11 protein-coding genes and 6 pseudogenes are annotated in these 20,287 nt (G+C 50.4%); 8 read left to right on the forward strand and 9 right to left on the reverse strand.

The features are described from left to right. Window positions 1-545: 545 nt before the first annotated feature. The 4 genes from ACHQGU_RS10815 to ACHQGU_RS10830 form a co-directional block, all read right to left on the reverse strand. On the reverse strand, window positions 546-1,871 hold the full coding sequence (locus ACHQGU_RS10815) for a UDP-glucose/GDP-mannose dehydrogenase family protein (protein ID WP_253551228.1): 1,326 nt from the start codon (window positions 1,869-1,871) through the stop codon (window positions 546-548). A 34-nt stretch (window positions 1,872-1,905) separates the two neighbouring features. Continuing rightward, window positions 1,906-2,856: a UDP-glucuronic acid decarboxylase family protein gene (locus tag ACHQGU_RS10820; protein ID WP_395495025.1), complete on the reverse strand. Its 951-nt coding sequence runs from the start codon at window positions 2,854-2,856 to the stop codon at window positions 1,906-1,908. A 195-nt stretch (window positions 2,857-3,051) separates the two neighbouring features. Beyond that, window positions 3,052-4,190, reverse strand: a protein-coding gene (locus tag ACHQGU_RS10825) for an IS3 family transposase (protein WP_395495026.1) whose coding sequence is annotated in 2 segments (ribosomal slippage) — window positions 3,052-3,938 and window positions 3,938-4,190 — 1,140 coding nt in all. Because the reading frame shifts where the segments join, the coding sequence is not laid out codon by codon here. Window positions 4,191-4,565: 375 nt separating this feature from the next. Continuing rightward, entirely contained in the window at window positions 4,566-6,320 is a 1,755-nt protein-coding gene (locus tag ACHQGU_RS10830; protein WP_253551251.1) for a DUF563 domain-containing protein, read from the reverse strand. 700 nt (window positions 6,321-7,020) lie between these two features. Here ACHQGU_RS10830 and ACHQGU_RS10835 point away from each other — a divergent pair. Continuing rightward, window positions 7,021-7,685, forward strand: a pseudogene (locus ACHQGU_RS10835) (transposase). On the opposite strand, the pseudogene ACHQGU_RS10840 reads toward ACHQGU_RS10835, so the two are convergent. Continuing rightward, window positions 7,675-8,127: pseudogene (locus ACHQGU_RS10840) on the reverse strand (IS701 family transposase); the annotation flags it as partial. The pseudogenes ACHQGU_RS10835 and ACHQGU_RS10840 sit on opposite strands and share 11 nt — an antisense overlap. Window positions 8,128-8,186: 59 nt before the next feature. Beyond that, a pseudogene (locus ACHQGU_RS10845) lies at window positions 8,187-8,642 on the reverse strand (transposase); the annotation flags it as partial. 94 nt (window positions 8,643-8,736) lie between these two features. Here ACHQGU_RS10845 and ACHQGU_RS10850 point away from each other — a divergent pair. From ACHQGU_RS10850 to ACHQGU_RS10875, 6 genes and pseudogenes are all read left to right on the forward strand, one after another. Then, window positions 8,737-9,765, forward strand: a pseudogene (locus ACHQGU_RS10850) (IS5 family transposase); the annotation flags it as partial. 120 nt (window positions 9,766-9,885) lie between these two features. Then, window positions 9,886-10,185, forward strand: a pseudogene (locus tag ACHQGU_RS10855) (transposase); the annotation flags it as partial. Between the two features lie 169 nt (window positions 10,186-10,354). Then, a complete protein-coding gene (locus ACHQGU_RS10860; RefSeq protein ID WP_395495027.1) occupies window positions 10,355-11,893 on the forward strand; it encodes a discoidin domain-containing protein in 1,539 nt (512 codons plus the stop codon). A gap of 210 nt (window positions 11,894-12,103) precedes the next feature. Continuing rightward, window positions 12,104-12,270: pseudogene (locus ACHQGU_RS10865) on the forward strand (IS5/IS1182 family transposase); the annotation flags it as partial. Window positions 12,271-12,585: 315 nt separating this feature from the next. After that, window positions 12,586-13,983 carry an ammonium transporter gene (locus ACHQGU_RS10870; RefSeq protein ID WP_395495028.1) on the forward strand — a complete coding sequence of 466 codons (1,398 nt, stop codon included), beginning with the start codon at window positions 12,586-12,588 and terminating at the stop codon, window positions 13,981-13,983. Between the two features lie 326 nt (window positions 13,984-14,309). Continuing rightward, window positions 14,310-14,804, forward strand: coding sequence for a hypothetical protein (locus ACHQGU_RS10875; RefSeq protein WP_395495029.1), 495 nt, complete (start codon window positions 14,310-14,312; stop codon window positions 14,802-14,804). A gap of 52 nt (window positions 14,805-14,856) precedes the next feature. Here ACHQGU_RS10875 and ACHQGU_RS10880 read toward each other — a convergent pair whose 3' ends face one another. Genes ACHQGU_RS10880 through ACHQGU_RS10890 form a run of 3 tightly spaced genes read right to left on the reverse strand, consistent with a single transcriptional unit; the run spans window position 14,857 to window position 17,752 of the window. Further along, window positions 14,857-15,807 carry a retroviral-like aspartic protease family protein gene (locus ACHQGU_RS10880; protein ID WP_395495030.1) on the reverse strand — a complete coding sequence of 317 codons (951 nt, stop codon included), beginning with the start codon at window positions 15,805-15,807 and terminating at the stop codon, window positions 14,857-14,859. 2 nt (window positions 15,808-15,809) lie between these two features. Then, window positions 15,810-16,772 carry a prolyl aminopeptidase gene (pip, locus tag ACHQGU_RS10885; protein WP_215754655.1) on the reverse strand — a complete coding sequence of 321 codons (963 nt, stop codon included), beginning with the start codon at window positions 16,770-16,772 and terminating at the stop codon, window positions 15,810-15,812. After that, window positions 16,772-17,752, reverse strand: coding sequence for a tyrosine recombinase XerC (locus ACHQGU_RS10890; RefSeq protein WP_062141721.1), 981 nt, complete (start codon window positions 17,750-17,752; stop codon window positions 16,772-16,774). Before ACHQGU_RS10890 ends, pip begins: the two co-directional genes overlap by 1 nt. Before the next feature lie 122 nt (window positions 17,753-17,874). Here ACHQGU_RS10890 and ACHQGU_RS10895 point away from each other — a divergent pair, with 122 nt between their 5' ends. Beyond that, window positions 17,875-20,136 carry a primosomal protein N' gene (locus ACHQGU_RS10895; RefSeq protein WP_395495031.1) on the forward strand — a complete coding sequence of 754 codons (2,262 nt, stop codon included), beginning with the start codon at window positions 17,875-17,877 and terminating at the stop codon, window positions 20,134-20,136. Window positions 20,137-20,287: the final 151 nt, after the last annotated feature.

Consider the following 20,287-nt stretch of genomic DNA (forward strand, 5'->3'; position numbering starts at 1 on the left):
GAACGACCCTCAAGCGCTTTCTGTGACTAGGCTTAGGACACATTCTTTGAGTTAAATGATGGAGGGTTCGAAGAGCCATTGATTAAAGCCCTTGAGACCTGTTTTTGGGCGTCACAAAAGACGATTTCGGTCTCTGTGTGACGGAGAGTTTCGCTCTGCGTTGGGAGCATCTAAGTGGGCAACTCAGTCTTTCTGGAGTGTTACGCAGCGGCGCTAATCCGCTCCAGAAAAAAGGAAGCCAAACCATAATGCTTACCGCTCTGCCCATAGGCAGAGCGAAAGTCACTATCCAGAACCACCAACATCTGATCGTCAAGCCCAAAATCAGAAACAACGACTTAAATCAACAGTTCTGCAATCTCTCCAGATTCTTGTCCCGCTCACACTTACTGTCACAAAAACCATCCCGTCGCATCTGCGTATCTCGCTTAAAACATAAAGAAACATCACAAAACAAGCAGAAGCAACAGGACCGTACCTAACGCTTAACTGACGACATGCCCTCGATATTTGAAGGATAGTTACGAAAAACGAATTATAACAGCTCAGCCTATCTGCTCAACGGGCACAGAACCCACTGGATAATAAGAAAAACCAGCTGCGAAAAATTCTTCCTTATCGTAAATATTCCTCAAGTCCACAATTACCTTACGCGCCATTATGCTCGCAAAATCCTCGGGCCTTAACCCGCAGAACTCTTTCCACTCTGTTACAACCACAGCAACATCTGCGTCATGCAGAGCAGTGCTTACGTTATTAGTATAACATATTTCACTTGGTAGAATTGTACGAGCAACGTCCATACCTTCTGGATCATATGCTTTTACAATAGCTCCATGTTTAATCAAAGATTCTGCAAGAGGAATACTAGGAGAATCACGCATGTCATCTGTCCCTTCTTTAAAAGTCAAACCTAGAAGGGCAATTTTTTTACCTTTAACACTTCCTCCGCAAGCATAAAGCACGCGATCAATCATCTGAGCTTTACGTTCATCATTGCTTTTAACTGTCGCCTCAACCAAGGTAGCTTTACAATCATGGTCTGCCGCAATATTAATAAGCGCCAACGTATCCTTAGGGAAACAAGATCCCCCATAACCCGGCCCTGCTTGTAAAAAATTTCTTCCTATCCGATGATCAAGTCCCATACCTTTTGAAATATCATCGATAACGGCGCCAGAACTTTCACATAAATTAGCTATTTCATTAATAAAAGCCACTTTCATTGCAAGAAAGGCATTTGACGAATATTTAATGAGTTCAGCACTTTTTACACTAACAATTAGTAGTGGGTAACCATTTTTGGTAATTGGCTCATATAACTGTTCCATTTTTTCACGCGCATTCTGACTTTGCAATCCCACAACCACGCGATCTGGTTTGATAAAATCTTCGATGGCGCAGCCTTCTCGCAAAAATTCTGGATTAGAGACAACGTCAATTGTTACATCAGGATTAATCTCTTGAATGATTTTTCCGATCGCATCTCCTGTTCCCAACGGAACTGTACTTTTGGTAACGAGCACAACTGATTGTTTCACATTCTGTGCAATATCTCGAACTGCATTAAATACGTATTCAGTATTAGCGCGCCCGTCTTCTTTGCGGGTGGGAGTTCCAACGGCAATAAATATAACACTCGCATCTTTTATGCCTTCTGAAATATTAGCACAAAATTGCAATCTCCCGGCACTCACATTGGAGTGCACCAACCCTTCCAATCCTGGCTCATAAATTGGCACACCACCATTTATAAGAACATCTAGTTTTTCTTTGGCACTTTCAACAACCGTAACATGATGACCAATTTCTGCAAAACAAGCCCCAGAAACCAATCCTACATATCCGCCACCAATAACAGCAATACGCATCGACATTTACTAAACTCCTACCAAAGAACTTAATTTACGATTTTGATACATTAGAAAAATACTCGATAGTATTCTTAATGCCATCCTCCAAAATAACTTGCGGCGTCCAACCAAGTAAATTTTCAGCAAAAGAAATATCTGGACACCTCTGCAAAGGATCATCAACAGGGAGAGGAAGGTAATCTACCGTAGAAGCTGAATTAGTAAGTTCAATGACCGCATCAGCGAGCTGTTTAATAGTCATTTCACGTGGATTCCCTAAATTTAAAGGGCCAGTCACTTCTCGCTCGGTATCCATAAACCGAATAAATCCGTCAACTAGATCAGAGACATAGCAAAACGCACGTGTCTGACTACCATCTCCGTATATGGTAATAGGCTTATTCTGAAGAGCTTGAAGAATAAAATTTGATACTACGCGACCATCCTCTGGGTGCATTTGAGGGCCATATGTATTAAAGATACGAACCACTTTTACTTCCACGTCGTAGCTTTTGTTATAATCATAACAAAGAGTTTCAGCCACACGCTTCCCTTCATCATAACATGCACGTGGCCCCATGGTATTTACATTGCCGCGATAGCTTTCAGATTGAGGGGAAAGTGTTGGATCACCATACACCTCACTTGTACTAGCCTGCAAAACTTTTGCACCGTAACGTCGTGCGTTTTCCAAAACATTCAACATACCCCATACACTTGTTTTCAGGGTGTAAATAGGATCTTTCTGGTAATGTGGAGGAGAGGCAGGACAGGCGAGATTGTAGATTTCATCAACATCCAAATCAAAAGAATCAATAATATTATGATTGATAACTTTGAAATTTTCATCACTCAACAGATGAGAAATGTTTTTTTCACTTCCTGTATAATAATTGTCCATACATATAACTCTCTGTCCTTTTTCCAGAAGAGCTTTACATAAATGCGACCCAACAAACCCCCCGCCGCCTGTTACTAAAACTTTTTTTTGCTTCCCAGACAATAACACCTCCCACACACAATCACATTTCAACTCGAAAACTTAACAAACTCACGATTACGAACAAATCTCCTACCACGTTCATCACTGGCTATGAAGAAGAAAATCCCATGACGGATTTTCTTCCATCTCGGAATAATCGCTCGTCAAAAATTTTTTGGACGTGTCCCGGTTTAGTTCCGGACCATGGGTTATCTGTTAAGCGGCATTGCGCTCGTAATCCAGAGGGCTTTTCCATTGGAGTGCGGAATGCAGCCTCTGCGGATTATAGAAATCATTGATGTAGCATGTGATAGCCTGTTCGACGTTCTGGCGCGTCCTCCATGCCTGCCGCCACAGGAGTTCAGCTTTCAGGGTCTTGAAGAAGCTTTCCGTGACAGCATTGTCCCAGCAGTTTCCTTTTCTGCTCATAGACACGATAAAGCCATGAGCAGAGAGGAGCCGCCGGTAAGCCTCTGAACAATACTGACTGCCACGATCCGCATGATGGACGCAGCCTGGTGGTGGCTGACGCAAGGCAATAGCGCGCTGTAATGCTGTCGTGGCAAGATCTGCGGTCATGCGGACCTCAAGGTTCCAGCCGATGACTCTGCGTGAGAAGAGGTCCGGCACCACAGCCAGGTAAACCCAGCCTTCACATGTCCAGATATATGTTATGTCCGCTGTCCATTTCTGGTTAAGCGCTGGTGCTGAAAAATTCTGTCCCAGAAGGTTTGGTTCAATATTGTGCCTGTGCGAACTGTTCGTGGTCACCTTGAAGCGTCGTGTCCTGACAACACGAATGTCATGCTCGCGCATCAGACGTCCAACGCGACGATGCCCTACAGACAGACCGGCAGCCCTGAGTTTCTCTGTCATGCGGGGACGTCCGTAGCTTCGCCTGCTCTGCGCGTGAATGGTACGGATATGCACCATCAGGATATCATCCTGTCTTCTGCGGGCACAGACCGGGCGGCATCGCCAGGCTCTTAAACCCCGGTCGCTGACGCCAAACAGGCGGCAGACCCGGTCGCGTGAAAGCGGCCCATGATATCGAGCGATAAAGGCAAACCTCACGACCTTTGGCTCGCGAAGAACTGTGTTGCCTTTTTTAACAGTTCCCTCTCCTCCCGCAGCAGAAAGTTCTCACGTCGCAATCTCTCATTCTCACGCAATAACGCTGTATGATCCGTTGCGTCAGAAACCACAGTGTCGTGCTGCTGCGCATCACGGATCCATTTCTTCAACGTCGAAGACCCAATCCCCAGATCCTGAGCAATACGCTCACGCGACAGACCGCTACTCAGCGCCAAACGCACCGCCTCGTGTTTGAACTCGGCCTTGTAAACTCGTCCCATTCCAAATCTCCTTCATGACCATCTTCGGTCTTAAAGGTCCGGAACTAAACCGGGACACGTCCAAACCCTCGACGCTCTTCAAAATACCGTCTGTGGAGCAATTGACGATATCTCTCATCGCCCGGCCGCCGCGTGCTTCACCGCCGCTGGATATGAACCAGACTGATCGGATTATGCTCTAGCCAAAAACACTCATGCGACGCCATCCGATTAAGCCGCTGCATCAAAGTCTTATGCAGCCATATATTTTAAGGCGTATGGCTACTAACGGCCATTACAGATTACACAAAAGACTCCTCTCAGAAAGCAGAAAGACGTCACTCACAGCTTGCCTCCCTCGGTAAGCCTGTGAATGACAACGGCGCACTCCAGAAATTAATAGGTCTCAAGCCTTACCAAATTTTGTTTATATTGCATTACAAAGCTACAAACACGTTCTATGTCTACGTACCAGCCATCACCTTCTCCGTTCTTGAAGAAGAGCATCGAACAATATTGAGCACCAGAACTCTGAGCCAAACGCATTGGTGCTACATTCTGATAGCTTGCCTGTATTAACTCAAGCATAATAGACGATTTATTCATGAATAATGAATTAGAAATTCCGGCACCATGCCCCCCAATTACAAGAGCAGCATCAGAAAATATCTGTATTTGTTCTTTTACAGATTTACCCGTTAGTTCAATTGTTTTTACCCCTAAATTTTCGAGTGATTCTATTAGCGCATTTTCATTTTGAATTTTTCTAGCTTTAGTATCTTTCCTTGATATGTAGATCATTTCACTGGGAACTCGTGATGTTTCTATATTCGCCTTTTCCATAATAAAATCTTTGAAGCTTTGTCGCTCAGCTAAAAGACAAGGCTGGTGCGTCGTAAAACCTAATAGCTCAGGGCTATAATAAACTTCATCTGCAGATATATATTCTGACTCAGCCAACTCAACAATATTCACATTGGGATCATCAGAAAACAGGATATCAAAATATTCCCTAGAAAATCCTTTCAATTTACATGTTACGATATTAATAATACCACTATTTATCTGTCTTATTTTTTTATAAAGCAAATAAGCCGCTTGTAGACATTCAGATAAAAAGTGATAGTAATTAATATACAAATGATTAAATGCAATAATAGTGGGTCCGCCTAAAGACCGCAGGGGATGCAGACGCTCCAACCCTCTCCATATAGGCTGATAGATAGAACTCGTCAAAAAAGGTAGGAGGTAATCCGATCTAGCGATAGGCTTGTTGTCTGAATATAAAAACCCACATCCTGTAATTATGCAATTATGCAATTTTACGATTGAAACTTTTTCATATGCAAATGATATTAAATTATTCCATTCTTTTAATTTTTCATTCATATCATTTGTTTTGATGAGATAGTTATCTAATACTATAGGTTTCTTGATAGATTTTTTTAACTCCTCTATGTCGTAATCTGTCGTTTCATAGATGATTTGACCTATTTCTTTAGCATCTCGAAAATCTTGCAACAACATATTTCCTGCACTAGCATTTGGCTGTAGCAATCTATACTGCACAAGATCTAAATCTGATGAAAAATCAACCTTAGGGGAGTTAAACTGAGATAAAACAAAAAACTCCATGTCAAAAACAGGAAATGAAAACACTAGATTTTCACGACTAGAGATATTGTGGTAATCTATACCTATATTATTATCTGTTGCAATCAGTTGAGTCGATCTTACATTATATATTGGGTTGCATCCATATTCAGATACTGATGTTACATGATTCCTAAGACCAATACCACAAATAACATCAAATGTTATTTCTCCGAACATCTTATTTTCGGAAAAAACCTCATGTGTACTTTTATACCCTAAATCCCAGAGTTTATCGAAAGATAAAGAACTCGGCTCGCAGAATACAACGGACCTATATTTAAGTAAGTATTTTTTTATCCGCTCTTCCGCTTCAGAAACAGTAGCGGAATGCGTTAATTCAAGTGAACAAATCAAAATATCAGATTTAGGGTAGCATGCTATATCATCACTATAATCAACTTCTGTGTAATCTATATATTTTAAATAATTTTGAAGAGTTTTTTTTATATCAACTCCAGACCTTACTATCGTTGCTGAAATTTTTCCCTTTGTCATATTCATATTTCCCTATTTTTGGTATGCAATGGCATACTTGTTTAATAAATTTTACAATCATCACAAGACAATGGCAATATGAATATAAACGGATTGAATGCCGTTGATTGATATTGTAGCTGCCTGATTTTAGGCGCAGTTCAGAATGATAGATGGGTTTGTCGACATTTTTCGCTCTATTTTTAGGCAGGGCGGTGATCTCTCCATTCTGAATGGCTATAACTGTTGTACTGATTGACTCAAAGAAGCAAAAGCGGCGCATATTATGCCGATATCGGCTGACCGATTCTCATGATAACTGGTTCCGATCTCCACATTACGGATCAACAACTCTATCTGTGATTTCTGGATGGACAAGGCCATGCGAGACGCGAGAACGAATTAGCAAATCGGGGCAGGATTGGACGTTACAGTTTGACACCATAAGGATATTGTCGGCCTGCCGGATTACCATAACAGCAGTGCTACTCAAGCATCTGATACGGCGATACTGGAGGCTTAGGCTTAGACGCAGGGTCAAGAGCCCCACCTTCGCCGCTCAGCTCGAACACAATCCGATTGGAATACTTATAACCGTTCACGCGCAATACATAGGACGCCCAAACAGGATATTCTGCGCTTACGACAATACCATCTATATCTGTCACTATGGATTGAACTAGGGCCTGTTAGATCTTGAATTTCTTCCCATATTGTAGGGATGGAAGAAGGAGACAGAAGAGGCACCTTTACGGACGAGACATGGGCGATCTGGGAACCTCTGATTGAGGCGGTTCTCCTAAGGGGCAAGACGCAGCCCCATGATCTGCGGCGTACGATAGCAGCAATTTTCTGGCGTGATGAGAATGGCGCGAAATGGTGGAGCATCCCCGCTGAACTAGGGCCGTGGTGGCGAGCGGCCCAGCTTTTCATCCGCTGGACGAAGCTGGGTGTGGGAACGCCTGCTCGCACTGATTCAGGAACAACAGGGAGTAGCACTCGGCATGACTTTTCTGGATGGCACGAATATCAGAGCTCACCACAAGGCGGCGGGAGCCCCAAAAAAAGGGGCTCTTTTGAAGAACGAGACCATCGTGGAGCACTTGGCCGCTCTCGCGGCGGCTATGGCACAAAAATCTGCGTGATAGCAGACGGGCATGGAAAGGCTGTTGGTTTTGCCCTGGAGTCCGACCCGCCATTCCTGCGAAACGACGCGATGGGCCGGTCGCCTGCCCAAAATGGGCCTATCGGTGTCGACATCTTGTCGAGAACCTCTGGGCTCGCCTCAAGGAGTGGCGCGCCGTCGCAACCCGATACGAAAAAACAGCAACGTCGTTCCTCGCAGTCATCCACATCGCTGTCGCAGCAGACTGGATCAAGTGCTAACAGGCCCAAGCACTACTTTGGCAGAATGTGTTGCGGCGTCTGGAGTAGAAGGTTTCCACAGTGCGGGCATTGCCCGATGGGTGGTCGCAGGATGCGATCAAGAATGGCCTGTCGTATTGCTGGCAGGCTGGGCTGTGATGGTGGGCCGCCGACTCTTTTTTTTCCGCCCGACCGCCGTGAGGCGCCGGGACTGGAGAAAGGCGTAGGCCATCATGGACATCAGGGCGTATCGGTGCAGGCCTGTCCATAATCGCCCCTCAAAGTGATTGAGGTCCAGTTCCTCCTTGAGTTGCTGATGCGCCTGTTCGCAGACCCATCGCTCCTTGATTGCAGCGGCCAGCAGCCTGAGAGAGGTGTCGGCAGGCAGATTGGACAGATAGTATTTCCGTTCTCCGGTGGAACGGTGCTCGCCAATCAGCCAGACTTCATTACCGGGCATATAGAGATGGACCCGTCTGTTCGGACAGTTTTGTGGGCTTGATAAGCTATATCCGGTTGTCGTTATGCCGCCGTTCTAACGGCGCTGCTGTTAGCCATCTGGTCGGGGGTTAACCCCATACCAGATGGTGTCGGCACGTCATGATACGCCTCATCGGGCGTGCGTCCAGCCAGTGCCGAGTGCGAATGCTGCCCGTTATAATGGGCGATCCACCCGGCAAGCCCGGCCCGTAGCTCCGATCCGGTCTCGAACGCCTGCAAATAGACGCATTCGTATTTCAACGACCGCCACAGACGCTCGATGAAGACGTTGTTGAGCCGGCGGCCGCGGCTGTCCATGCTGATACGGATACGGCGTTCTTCCGGCACCTTGGTAAACCGATGCGTCATGAACTGCGTGCCTTGATCTGTGTTGAAAATCTCCGGCGCGCCGTAGCGCGTCAGCGCATCCCGCAGAGCCTCGATGCAGAATTCCGCATCCATCGTGTTCGACAGGCGCCAAGACAGCACCTGGAGGGTTCGAAAACCCCTTGGCTCTGACTGTTGGCTGTGATTCCATACCCTGTGTGATGATTGGGGGGATGGCTCATGAAGCAACCGGGTTCTGTGATGTGACGAGCGGCTTGCCCGGTTAAGTGGGCCCGGCGATCAGTTCGAGGCGTTTTCCCGGACTGTGGATTTTGAGGTGTTCCGCCCTGGTCTGGAGAAGGCTCTGGCCTATTCAGACAGGAGCCGAGGCGGTCATCCCCCGTTCGATCCGGTGCTGATGTTCAAGATTCTGGTCATCCCGACGCTGAACAATTTCTCCGACGAGCGAACGGAATATCTGATCAACGACCGCCTGTCTTTCATGCGTTTCCTTGGTCTGGGGCTTTCAGATTGCGTGCCTGATGCCAAAACGGTCTGGCTGTTCCGTGAGCGTCTGACACAGGCGGGTGCGGTCGATAGTCTGTTCAATCGCTTTGATGCAACCCTGCGGAGCGCTGGTTATCTCCCGATGTCAGGCCAGATCCTGGATGTCACGCTGGTGGCCGCTCCCAAGCAGCGCAATACCAACGCGGAGAAGGCGGATATTCGGGCAGGACGGATCCCACAGGACTGGCAGGACAAGCCCTCAAAGCTGTCTCATAAGGATCGTCATGCACGCTGGACGCTGAAGTTCACGAAAGCAAAACGGCAGGATGACGGAACGATCCCCGCAACGGATCTCGCGATCCCATTCTTTGGCTACAAATCCCACGTCTCCATCGACCGGAAGTTTCGGTTCATCCGGAAATGGAAGACGATGGATGCCGCCGCCAGTGATGGCACGCGATTGAGAGAGGGACTGCTGGATAAAACCAATACGGCATCAACGGTGTGGGCTGACACGGCGTATCGCTCGAAAGCCAATGAGGACTTCATGGACAAGGAGGGTTTCGTCTCGAAGGTCCACAGGAAAAAGCCGCATCTCAAACCGATGCCCCGACATATCCGGAAATCGAATGCTGGAAAATCGGTCATCCGATCGCGGGTCGAGCATGTCTTTGCTGACCAGAAGTCACAGACCGGGCTGTTTATCCGAACAGTGGGTATCACCCGGGCCACAATGAGGATCGGGCTGGCCAATATTGTCTACAACATGCGCCGCTTCCTCTTCCTCGAGAGGTTGAACGCGAGCGCGTGCCCCTCCCGGTGGCGATACTCCCCCCCCCCTGAAATCACGAGCCAAGCGCATCAACCAACGGTTCTTCGATTCCTCCATCTACCGACCGTGACACCGCGCCGACTTCTGGCCGATAAGGGGTATGACAGTGACAGGATACGGGAGAGCCTGCTTTTTCGAGGTATTCTTCCTGTTATTCCGCTGCGTTTGAGCCGGACAGAGGATATCCCCTGCGACTTCCGTCGTTATCGAGATCGCAACCGTATCGAGCGGATGTTCAACAAGCTGAAGCAGTTCCGACGTATCGCCACACGCCATGACAAGACAAGACAAGACAAGACAAGAAAATCGTTCCTCGCCTTTCTTAACCCAGCAGCCGTAAAACTGTGGCTACCGTCTTTTGTCAACAAAACCTAACTCTAGATGTTAAACGGCTCCTTTGCTATAGTAGCCAAATCATAATCAGTCGATGCTAATATTCCTTGTAATCTGTTCGTAAAAATGAATAAAAAGCATACTATGTTGGCATCACTAAAAAATTTTTAAATCATGCTCTACTGAGAGTTTTATGGAGATAAAAGGTAGTATGAAAACAGATATAATTTGCTCCATCACTCCGTTAGGAAATGTTGGCAATCAAATTATACAGATGATGGTTGCAAAGACTTTAGAGAAATATTCAGGAAAGATATTTTTCTATAATCATTTGTGTCCAGATTTTGGATATAAATTTAATAGCAATATGCATGAGGAACTACTGAATTCAGAAGATTCTCTTATTTTAAGAGACAATGAAATAAAAAATATACATGAAATAGCAGATAAAATAAAAAATAATGGGATAAATAATATCGTTTTAGATGGCTATTTTCAGCATTATAGCTTTTTATTGGATAGAGATCACTATAAAAACTCTTTCGATATTCTTGGAATAGATAATGATTTACATATTGCAGACAATGAAATTCTAATCAATATTAGAGCCGGCGAGATATGCAACGGGATATGGGCATACCCTCTTGTGCCTATATCGTTTTATAAATATTTAGTCGAGCGTACAGGATATCATCCTGTTTTTATGGGGCAAATAGATGAATCGTATTATGTTAAAAAACTAAAAATAAATTTTCCTTATGCTCGATTTGTAAGCAGCGGCGGCGCATTACGGGACATGGTGCGGCTTAGAGCAGCAAGTCGAATTTGCATTGCCATTAGTACTTTTTCTTGGGTGAATGCTTGGCTATCTGAAGCATTGGAAATTTATTATCCTATACTTGGTCTTTTGCATCCAAATGTAATGAATGGGTATGCTAGATGCGATGTAAATCTTCTACCTGTTAATGATTCTAGGTATAAATACTACTTATTCCCCATTATTAAAGGGGAAAAAGAAGATAGATATTTTCATAGAATTAAGAAAATTCACCCCCTCTTCAAGGAAGTTCCACAAGATTTTGCACGCTTTTTATCTAAAAACAAGAGTTTAGTTGAAAGAAAGAAAAATGTACACTATGAAAACGTAGATGAAGATTGGTACATTTCTCAATATATATTGTCAGCTTGGGAAATTAGTGAAGGTTTTTATGTAGATGCACAGCATCATTATAATGAAATCGGCAAGATGCGAGGATATGAACCATACAAAAAGGTCGCCATAGATCATTATGATAATATTTATACTAAAATTTCTAAATTTAATCACGTCACACAAAGTTCTGTTTGTGAATCTTCACATGGCCTAAACGTCGATGACGATGCGAAAAATGCCTTATCCCAAGCAGAATATCGTGACTATGCATTCCATACAAATTTTGAAAAAAATCCATGGTGGATAGTACAATTCGAAGAAGAGATAAATTTGCGAGCTCTTGCTATTTACAATAGATGCGATGATTTGCATTGCTCTTATAGAATATTTCCCTTATCGGTGGAAATTTCTACAGATGGTGATAATTTTATAGAAATCGCAAAAATACAAGAAAATTCAGAGAATGTATCTATATTGAGAACATCAGGTTTATTCTTTATTGACTTTAAGGAAGCGCATAAAGCAAAATTTTTACGGCTGATCATATACAAGCAACACGAGGCTTTGCATCTCAGAAAAATTGATATATATGTATAAATATTTATTGACTTGATAAATTTCAGGCACTTCATCAGTTAAGCCATTAGTATTTCCGTCAAATACGGATTATACTTTATGGCTTCACTGTGCTAATTTTCTCCTCAATTCTTTTAGAGGAAGCTTTAGACAGATCCGGAAACTATGATTTGCTCGATGATCCAAACTGCTTCTTCGGATCTTGGAAATCATATCGGCGACACCGCCTATCAGTCAATTGCTGGAAAATCCGTCGTTCAGCTCCTTGTCGAGCATGTCTTTACTGATCAGAAATCACAGACGGGGCTGTTGAGCCGAACAGTGGTATTGCCCGTGCAACCGTGAGAATCGGGCTGACCACTATCGTCTACAATATGCGCCAATTCCTCTTTCGCTAGCAAATCAGTATGCAGTATAGCAATGCAAAATGGAACAACCACTCCCCTGCCTAAAAAACTGAGCAAAAATGTCGATAAACCCATCAATCATTCTTAATCATGCCTGAAAGCAGGCAGCCACAATATCAATCAACGGTTCTTCGATTTCTCCAGATTTCACTACTTCCCCTCAACCTCACAACACGACGTTAATTGAGCTTGAGAAATCATATCAATCATTTTACCCAACCTATAATTATGGTTTTAAATATGATACCAAATCGAATCATCTTACCTTAGAAATCTATGGTAAAATTCACACGGAGCTCCAGATCAATGAACTCGAGGTTTTTAACAGGTTCACCTCGTGCAAGTGTCTTTAGCAAGCTTACAGCGTTATCCGCTTTAGCTGGTAGTGTTGTCTTCTTTTTAAGTCCTCGCATAGCTCACGCAGCCGACACCGCTCCCGCCATTGATACCGGAGACACCGCCTGGATGCTGGTCAGCACTGCTTTTGTGCTGATGATGACCATTCCTGGGTTGGCGCTGTTTTATGCGGGCATGGTGCGTAAAAAGAACGTGCTGGCTACGCTGATGCAGTCGTTTGCATTGTGCTGCATCATGTCCATTGTCTGGATGGTGGCAGGGTATTCTCTGGCCTTTACCACCGGCACACCGTGGATTGGTGGCGCGTCTCGCATGTTCCTGAACGGGATTGGTGCGCATATCCAGAACGGGGCGGATATTGCCTTCACGCTTGGGGCGGATTCTCCCAATGCCACGACGATGACGATCCCTGAGAGCCTCTTCATGATGTTCCAGATGACGTTCGCCATCATCACCCCCGCCCTGATTTCCGGCGCGTATGCAGAGCGTATGAAGTTCAGCGCCATGTGCATCTTCTCTATTCTCTGGTCGCTGCTGGTCTATGCACCGATCGCGCACTGGGTCTGGAGCCCTATGGGCTGGCTGGCCGGTCTCGGCACTGCGGATTTTGCAGGCGGCACCGTCGTACATATCAATGCCGGTATTGCCGGGCTTGTCTGCGCTCTTGTGCTGGGTAAACGTAAAGGCTTCGGGCAGGATGATCTCTCCCCTTTCAATCTGACCTACGCCATTATTGGCGCATCTCTGCTTTGGGTCGGCTGGTTTGGCTTTAATGCTGGTTCAGCTGTCGGGGCGAACGGTCGTGCCGCCATGGCCATGGCGACCACGCAGATTGCAGCTGCCGGAGCTGGTGTGGCCTGGATGCTCGTTGAATGGCTGCGTAGCGGCAAACCGACCGTGCTGGGTGTAATTTCCGGGGCTGTGGGCGGTCTGGTGGCCATTACGCCAGCCGCTGGGTTTGTGCTGCCGGGTAGCGCATTGATCATCGGCCTGATTACCGGGGTAATCTGCTACTGGAGCGCCACATCGCTGAAGCACGTGATGGGCTATGATGACAGTCTGGATGCCTTTGGCGTGCATGGTGTGGGCGGCATTGTCGGGGCCATGCTGACAGGGCTGTTTGCTTACGGTCCGCTCTCCGCCACGGACGCTAATCCGACTGGCATTACCGGCTCTCTGCATCAGTTCATGGTTCAGGGGGAAGCGGTTATCGTCACTATTCTGTGGTGCGGCATCATCTCCTTTGTTCTCCTGAAGGCCATTGACCTGACCATGGGCCTGCGCGTGACACCGGATGAAGAACTGGAAGGGCTGGACATGTCTCTGCATGGAGAGCGGATCAACTAACCCTCTCCTCATTTTCATCGTTCTGCTGTTTGAGCCCCTTCCTGCCTCTGTGCCGGAAGGGGTTTCTTTTATGCGGCTTTTTCAGTGTGCTTCCCGTGTTGGATCACTCCTTTGCATTTTTTCTGACAAGCATTCCCCGGTGATAAAAAATCCGTATCAGCGAAGATGAGGCTCTGCCGCCAGCATGATGAGGTAAAGGACCAACGCTGGTTGGGGATAACCCTTTTCCAAACACATTTATTCATCATAAGATGTAACGATAGTCAGGGCGCTGCGGCATGGTGCTGCATCTTCCAGCCCTGGTATTTGGATGAGGTTTTTTCCTTATGACATCTTCCGCTCGCTTTGCGCTTGCAGCACTGGCTCTGAGCTGTGCCACCGCCCTTTCCGCTCCGGCTGCTCATGCCCTGAGCGCAAAGGAATGTCATGCCAGCTTTGCTGCGGCCCGTACCGCCGGCACACTGGATGGCCAGAGCTACAAGCAGTTCAAAGCTGCTAAATGTGATGCTGCCGCAACGCCTGCCACGACCGCAGCAACTCCGGCAGAAACCGCGAAAGAGGCTGCTCCCGCTGCCCCGGCAACAGCACCAACCGCAGCCAGCACAGCAGCTCCGGCAGCTGCCGCCACAACGGCTGGTGTTGTCTTCCCGAGCGCTGTTGCTCCGCAGTATGCCAAGCTGAGCGCCGGGAAAGCCCGCATGAAGACCTGCCTTGATCAGTACAATGCTAATAAAGCCAGCACCGGCAATGGCAGCCTGAAATGGATCCAGAAAGGTGGTGGCTATTACAGCCAGTGCAACACCCACCTCAAAGCAGGCTGATTCAAAAACCGGGGCATCCACAAGGTGCCCCGGTTTTTCTCAAAGCCCGCCGTTAATCGCGCCGCTTGAGCGCCGGCATAACGTAGAGCATGCCCGTCTGATACGAAATCCAGACACGGTGCGCTGCAAACCAGTCTGACCCCAGCAGCATATCCACAGAATCATGAATGGGCGCCACCGTCAGAACCGGAGCTTTTTCCTGTTCCTGCCCGATCTGGAATGTGTGGAACTTATGCCAGTGATAGACTTGCCGGTGACCATCCACGCCACTGGTCAGGCCACCCGGGTCCGCCGCCAAAGTGCGGGCCGTAACCCCCAGCCTTTCAGCGGCTTTGTCTGACAGAATACGGGATCGAGCCCCGCTATCCACCAGAGCACGCACCGGCATGCCGTCCAGCAGAACCTGAACAATCACACGTCTCCCGGCGGACTCTAGCGGCACGGCACGATAAATCACATGCCAGTCCACCGGCCCGGCACAGGCGGAAGAACCGCTTTTGACGGACCAGAAAGTCAGCCAGCCCTCGGCAACATTGAATTCCACATCATAGTGCGAAAGCAGATCTCCTCCGACCAGACCTTCAACCGGAGGTTGCGTGACAGGCTTTCCCGGCAGATCCCCCACAGGCATAGAAATAGGACCGGTTTCCAGCCCGCCAAGTGTGAGGGACCGCACCACACCATTTGGCACCATCCGCCCGACGCCGCCCGTGCCTTGCATGAGGGTATGAACAGACGGGTCCAGCTGCACGTCAAAACCCTCGGCAGCCTCGGGGGAGAGCAGACTGCCCTCTGCCCCGGTATCAACAATCATACGCGCCGCATGTTTGTTGATTTCGACCGGGATGTTCAGAAACCCCAGATCATCATGCAAAGGCACACGGGCAATCCGTTCATGATGGCACAGCCCTTCCGCAGCAGTGGCCGCCTGCGTTAAAAACATAGGTGAGGCCGCCGCACAGAATGCGGTAAGAAGTGCTGCCTGAACTGCCCGTGTGCGCATGATCAGCCTAATTCCCGCGCAAAGCGGTCTGTGGCATCCAGCAATGCGCTGAGAATGCCGGGTTCAAACAACGCATGGCCAGCGGCGTTGATCAGTTTGAAGTCTGCTTCCGGCCAGGCTTTGTGCAGATCCCACGCGGTACGCACCGGGGTCGCCATATCGTAACGCCCCTGCACGATGACGGTTGGAATATGCCGGATGCGATCCACATCGCGGATCAGCTGGCCTTCTTCCAGCCAGCCCCCATGCACGAAATAGTGGTTTTCAATCCGTGAGAACGCCAGAGCATAATCGGTCTCTTCATGCTGGTTTTCAATGTCGGGGGCTGGCAGCAGGGTGAGCGTACGCCCTTCCCACACGCTCCATGCCACAGCCGCTTCCTGCCGGACGCCCACATCATCAGAGACCAGACGCTTGCGATACGCCGCCATCATGTCCCCACGCTCTGCCTGCGGAATGGGCGCCTGAAAATCTTCCCACTTATCCGGGAACAGCCAGGACGCTCCCTCCTGATAATACCAGAGCAGCTCAGCCTTCCGCAGCGTGAAGATGCCGCGCAGCATCAGGGCCGTCACACGGGTCGGGTGCGTCTGGGCATAGGCCAGCGCCAGCGTGGAACCCCATGAGCCACCAAAAACCGCCCATTTATCAATACCAAAGAAAACGCGCAGGCGTTCAATGTCCGCTACCAGATGCCATGTGGTGTTATTCTCAAGCGAAGCATGCGGTCTGGAACGACCACAGCCACGCTGGTCAAACAGCACAATCCGATAACGGGACGGGTCAAACAGACGCCGCTGTGCGGGGGAACATCCGCCACCGGGGCCACCATGCAGAAACACTACGGGGATACCATGCGGGTTGCCGCATTCTTCCCAATAGATCTCGTGCCCTTCTCCAGTATCCAGATAGCCGTGGGCGTAAGGGTCTATAGCGGGCCAGGGAGCGCGCAGGGCCTCGGTCATCAGTCTCGTGTTCCTTCTCTCGGCTGAGCAGTTTTTTGCGCACGCGGGTGCGCGCGGCTCCACACATCAAGCAGGCGCGCTTCATCCGCAAGAGTGTATCGTTGTGTGGTGGACAGGCTGGCATGCCCCAGCAGCTCCTGAATGACGCGTAAATCCGCGCCGCCTTCCATCAGATGCGTGGCGAAAGAGTGCCGCAGAGCATGCGGTGTCACATGATCCGGCAACCCGGCCAGCGCCCGCCATTCGCGCATGGCTTTCTGCGCCACACCGGCCTGCAACCGCCCCCCCCGCACACCGGGGAACAGTGGCGACTCTGGCAACGGAGACGGATGCCGCTTGCGCCACGTCTCCAGCGCCTGCTGCACAGCGGGCAGCACGGGCACCAGACGCTCCTTATTACCCTTCCCTTTAATACGCAGAACACCGCTGCTGGTCAGCGTACCAAGGTCGGAAATATTGAGATTCAACGCCTCGGAAATACGCAGCCCGCACCCATAGAGCAGCAGGAACAAAGTCCCATCCCGCTGCTGCGCCATGGGTGTCAGGGCTAAGGCTGCTATATCTTCCGGCACCGCCTTGGCGTCCGTCACACTTAGGGGGCGCGGCAAAGGTTTTTTGCTGCGGGGCGTCGCCAGCAGGGCCACAGCCGGATTTTCCACCCCCTGCCTGCGGGCCAGATACCGGAAAAAGGACCGTACAGCCGACACACGCCGCGCCCGTGTACGGGCGGCCCGGTCTGGTGTGCTTTGTCGAGTGCGGGATGCTGCGGAGCGGGCCTGTTCCTGCGCCAGCCAGGCACGAAAATCTCTCAGGCTGATACGCGCCAACCCGGCCATGTCCGGCAGGCCATCCAGATGCCCGGTCATGAAACCCAGAAACCGCGCCAGATCCGCCCGGTAGGCCTCAATGGTCAGGGGAGATGCCCGCTTTTCCGTCGCCATCCACTCCAGAAATTTCTGGACGGCTTCTTCCGCTGTCATCGCACCCTCTCAAACAGATCTGCACTCTTCAGCATGCTCTGAATGCCCTGCTGACTTGTTCAGAGTTTTTATGGTTTCGCAAGCACTGTTCTTTAACCGGACCTCCGCTTACATAGAACCCCATGGCGCCTGCACCTTCTCCCTCTCCTCAGCCTGCCCGGCCTCCGGCTTCTACTGCCGGGTCTGCACGCCTGAGAGTGTCCGTGCTGCTGCCCATGCCCTTCCCCGGTCCATTTGATTATGCCGCGCCGGCGGAAATGGCGCTCCAACCCGGCGATATTGTGACGGTTCCCCTCGGCCACCGCCGACAAACCGGGGTGGTGTGGGATGCCACCAGTTCTCTACCGCCGGAATTCGCGCCCCCACCCCAGCGCACTGTGGATGCAGCGAAACTCCGCCCTGTGGCGGAACGGCTGGAACTACCGCCACTCACTGCCGAACTGCGACGCTTTGTGGACTGGGTGGCGGCCTATACGCTCTCTGCCCCCGGCATGGTGCTGGCCATGACGCTGCGGCTCCATATGCGCGGCGTGCCCACACCCTCCACGGGCTGGCTGGCGGCCTCCCCCCAGCCGGATGGACTACGCCTGACCCCTGCCCGCCAGAAAGTGCTGAGCTTGCTGGCCGATAGCATGGCCCGCACCACCACGGACCTTGCAACCGCCGCAGGCGTTGGCCCCGGCGTGGTGAAAGGTCTGGCAGACGCCGGTGCCCTCACACTCGTCCCCCTCGGGCCGGAACGCGCCTTTGCCGCACCGGACCCGCTCCATAACTTACCCGTGCTGGAAGGCGCACAGGCTGAGGCCACAGATGCCTTGCGCCAGACGGTGGCAGAAGGGCGCTTTTCCGTCACGCTGCTGGAAGGCGTGACCGGCTCCGGCAAGACCGAGATCTATCTGGAAGCCATTGCCGCCTGTCTGGAACAGGGGAAGCAGGCACTGGTTTTACTGCCGGAAATTGCTCTTTCCGCCCAGTGGATGGAGCGCTTTACCCGCCGCTTTGGCACGCAGCCCGCCATCTGGCATTCGGAAGTCGGCCAGCGTGCTCGTCGTCTGACATGGCACGGCACCGCAGACGGCAACGCCACGGTGGTTGTGGGGGCGCGGTCTGCCCTGTTCCTGCCGTTTAAAAACCTTGGCCTGATTATTGTGGATGAAGAGCATGAGGCCCTGTTCAAGCAGGAAGAAGGCGTCATCTACAGTGCGCGGGATATGGCCGTGGTGCGGGCGCGACTGGCGGGGTTCCCCATTGTGCTGGTCTCGGCCACACCCAGTCTGGAATCTCTGGCCAATGTGGAAGCCGGGCGTTACCGACATCTGGTTCTGCCCTCTCGCCATGGCGGCGCGGCCCTGCCGGAAACCCGTATTCTGGACATGCGGGACCATCCCCCGCCCCGCGGCCTGTTTCTCTCCCCGGCTTTGACGGAAGAACTGACCGCGACCTTTGAGCGCAAGGAACAGGCCATGCTGTTCCTCAACCGGCGCGGCTATGCCCCCCTCACCTTGTGCCGGAGTTGCGGGCACCGAATGGAATGCCCGCACTGCACCGCCTGGCTGGTGGAGCACCGGAACCGCAAAATCCTCTCCTGCCATTTTTGCGACCATACAGAACCTATGCCCGAAGCCTGCCCCTCCTGCGGGGCAGAGCAAAGCCTGACGCCCATCGGGCCGGGCATTGAGCGGATTACGGAAGAAGCCCGCCATCTGTTCCCCGATGCCCGCATTCTGGTGATGGCCAGTGACACACTGGGCGGCCCTGCCGCCACGGCGGAAGCGGTTGGCAAGATTTCCCGCCGGGAAGTTGATCTGGTGATTGGCACCCAGATTGTCGCCAAAGGCTGGCATTTTCCGCATCTGACACTGGTTGGCATTGTGGATGCGGATCTCGGGCTTGGCGGGGGTGATCTCCGAGCGGGCGAACGCACCATCCAGCTTTTGCATCAGGTGGCGGGCCGTGCCGGACGCGCCAGCACACCGGGCCGCGTGCTTCTGCAAAGCTACACGCCGGAGCATCCGGTGATGCAGGCCCTCCTTTCGGGCGATTTTGATGCCTTCATGACACAGGAAGCCGAGCAGAGACGCCCCGGATTCTGGCCGCCTTATGGGCGACTGGCAGCGTTAATTGTGAGCGCAGACACCGCCGTAGCTGCTGATGACGCTGCCGCAGCCCTTGGCCGCGTGGCCCCTTATGGGGAGGGCATTCAGGTTCTTGGCCCCGCCCCGGCCCCCATGGCCATTCTGCGCGGACGGCACAGGCGGCGTTTGCTGCTGCGCACCCGTAAAACCATTGCCGTGCAGCCCATCCTGCGCCGCTGGCTGGGGCTAGTGAAACTGGACCGGCAGGTGCGGGTGGATGTGGATATCGACCCGGTCTCTTTTTTATAAACCTCTCACGTCGTATGGGCTGGCCACAGGACCTAAAATCTCCTTATTTTATTTATAACGGCTTTGTATCGTTTTGTCGTAAAACTGTGACTTAACGGCTTTCTGTTCCTGCCATCCCGAGAACAGAAACCAGTGAGCCGCAGCGTAAAAG

It is taken from the genome of Acetobacter sp. KSO5, assembly GCF_044094635.1.
Classification (GTDB): domain Bacteria; phylum Pseudomonadota; class Alphaproteobacteria; order Acetobacterales; family Acetobacteraceae; genus Acetobacter; species Acetobacter cerevisiae.